Source organism: Thiocystis violacea, from assembly GCF_016583565.1.
GTDB lineage: Bacteria > Pseudomonadota > Gammaproteobacteria > Chromatiales > Chromatiaceae > Thiorhodococcus > Thiorhodococcus violaceus_A.
On record NZ_NRRF01000233.1, the window covers coordinates 1 to 782 of the forward strand.

The 782-nt window shown below is 55.5% G+C and carries 1 protein-coding gene; it reads right to left on the reverse strand.

Annotation, left to right across the window (positions count from 1 at the left end; all coding sequences use genetic code 11):
• Window positions 1-335 precede the first annotated feature (335 nt).
• Window positions 336-782 (reverse strand): transposase (locus CKO23_RS24960; RefSeq protein ID WP_200336132.1); only part of this gene is annotated, 447 nt, incomplete at its 5' end.

The window sequence follows — 782 nt, forward strand, 5'->3', positions numbered from 1 at the left end:
AGGGAAACGGGAATCGGGGTGCAGCGTGGCATCGTGTCATCAACTCATCGGCGAAACTCAAGACAGATGAGTAGGATGCCATCGATCGCCCAGAAACAGTATTAGGACTTTCACTCTAGACCACTAGGGTGTTCAATCTAGCCTTTTTCACGCACTTTTTGATCCCGCATTTCTGTGACGAAAAGCCCCTCGCCATGCTCGATAAAATATTGATTATTAAGGGCATGATGGCGTTTCCCGGCCGGACAAAAAGTGTGTGAGCAGAACAGGCTCAAAACCGGACAGATTGAACTCCCTAGTGCAACAGAGTGGAAATCCCGAGACTGTTTAATCATTCATGCTGCGAGCGGCTTTCCCTCATAGGTCCAGCGGAAGGGCTTGGCCAACGTGCGATTGAAGAAGTCGATGAAATCGCTGATGCGTTTCTGAAGGTCGTCGATGGAGGTGAAGTTGCCACGGCGCAGGACTTTGCGCGCCAGGATCGAGAACCACATCTCGATCTGATTGAGCCACGAGGCGTGCTTGGGGGTGAAGTGAAAGACGATGCGATGGCTCGGATCGCTGAGGAACGCGGTGCGCGTGGCCATGGATTTGAGGATGCCGTAGCGCTCCTTCACGCCGAGGTCGCCCTCGAAACCGATGGCCTCGGCGATGAGGCGCACAACCGCCTCGGAGCAATGGATGTTGAGGTTGTCCATGACCAGATGCCACGGGGTATGGGCTGGACGCTGGGCGAGCAGTGCGGCGAGATACGCGGCGAAGTCCTCGCTCGTGCGGGTCTC